The sequence below is a fragment of the Stieleria sp. genome (assembly GCF_041595215.1).
Lineage (GTDB): Bacteria > Planctomycetota > Planctomycetia > Pirellulales > Pirellulaceae > Stieleria > Stieleria magnilauensis.
Window position 1 is genome coordinate 1 of record NZ_JBFHKV010001383.1, and the last position, 1,857, is coordinate 1,857.

The following is a 1,857-nucleotide window of genomic DNA, read 5'->3' on the forward strand; positions in this document are numbered from 1 at the left end:
CGACAAATCATTGTCAATCTGGTCGGCAACGCCATCAAGTTCACCGAACAGGGCGAAGTGTATGTCGAAGTCGAGCTTGTCGCGCAATCCGACGAAGAACTGGAATTGCAACTCTGCGTGCGTGACACCGGAGTCGGGATTCCGGAAGACCGGTGCGGTGCGATCTTCGAAGAATTCGAACAGGCCGACACCTCGGTCACACGCCGCTTCGGCGGCACCGGACTGGGGCTTGCCATCTCGTCCCGTCTGGTCGGCTTGATGGGCGGAGCCATCTCGGTGGATAGCGAAGTCGGACAAGGCAGCAAATTCACCTTCAACATCCATCTGCGTCAGGCCCCCAACGGCACCGAAGCCTACGCGACGACCGGACTCGTGTACGTCGGCGGCTCGAAAGTCTTGGTCGTCGATGACAACATGACCAACCGAAGGATCCTGCAGGAAATGCTCGGCAACTGGGGCATGGTCCCCGTCCTCGCCGACTCGGGGGAATCCGCACTCGAACTGCTCCGCGAAGCCGACCAACGCGACGAACCTTGCAAATTGGTCATCAGCGACGTGCACATGCCCGAAATGAGCGGGTATGACTTTATCGAACAGGTGCGGCGGGATCCCCATGTCTCCGACACCCCCATCATCGTATTGACCAGTGGCGGCCGCGAAGGCGAAGACGCACTGCGCGATCGACTGGATATCTCCGAACGATTGATGAAACCCGTCAAGCAGTCCGAACTGTTCGATGCAATCGTGCGAACCTTGGGTGTGACCGCACCCGAAGACACGCCCGACTACGATTTCAGTGAGCCCATTCACGAATCGATCGATCACCTCAAAGTCCTGTTGACCGAAGACAACGCGATCAATCAAAAACTGGCGATCGGTGTCCTCACACGGTTCGGTCATCAAGTGACCGTGGCCAACAATGGCGCCGAGGCCGTCGAAGCATTCCAAAATGATCAATTCGACGTCGTGCTGATGGACGTCCAAATGCCCGTCATGGATGGATTTGCCGCCACCGAGGCGATCCGTGAAATCGAATCGAAATCCGGAGGCCACATTCCCATCATTGCGATGACCGCACACGCCATGAAGGGCGACCGGGAAAAATGCCTCGAAGTCGGGATGGACGAGTACGTCGCCAAACCGATTCGCATCGGCGTCCTCAAAGAAAAGCTCCTCAAAGTCCTCCAGGTGCCCGCCGCCGGTGACGTTCCGAACGACGACACCGACGGCGTCGATTCGGTACGCGATGATTCGGTCAATGAGGCGTCCGCTGACGCCGCGTCATCGGACACGCAGCCCGACGCGGCTGAAACCGAAGTGGCACAAACCGAACCAGACGCCGACTGCCCCGCCGACGCAGCATGCGGTTACGACTTGGAACCCGTCCGCACCATGGTCGCCGGCAACGACGAACTCTTGCGTGAATTGTTGGGCATGTATCTCGACGAAAGCGAAATGCTGTTGTCGCAGATCGAATCCGCAATCTTGGCGGGCGACGGCGAAGCAGTGCGGCGTGCCGGACACACGCTCTGCGGAGCCTCTCGCAGCGTCGGGGCAGCCGAAACGTCTGAAATCGCGGAGGAATTGCGGTCGGTCCAAGACGAGGGCCCCTTCGATGATGCCGCCGAATGCGTGACCAAACTACGGACGTCCGTGGCCGCCGTCGCCAAAGTCATGAAGGCCTACCTGGACACCGATCCGTGTTAACGGCCCCTTCAACAATGATGGGATTCAGCGCACGTTGGTGTCTAGCCTTCAGGCGACTCCCACTCGCTGCTCCGCAGCGAAACCGGGCGGCTAAAGCCTGCACACCAGCGCACGTTGGTGTCTAGCCTTCAGGCGATCCCCACTCGCTGC

1 protein-coding gene is annotated in these 1,857 nt (G+C 59.5%); it reads left to right on the plus strand.

The genetic code is table 11. The annotated features are described in order from the left end of the window. Positions 1 to 1,707, plus strand: a 1,707-nt coding sequence (locus ABX749_RS31475; protein WP_372899518.1) for a response regulator, incomplete at its 5' end; no start/stop codon positions are given. Between the last annotated feature and the right edge of the window lie 150 nt (positions 1,708 to 1,857).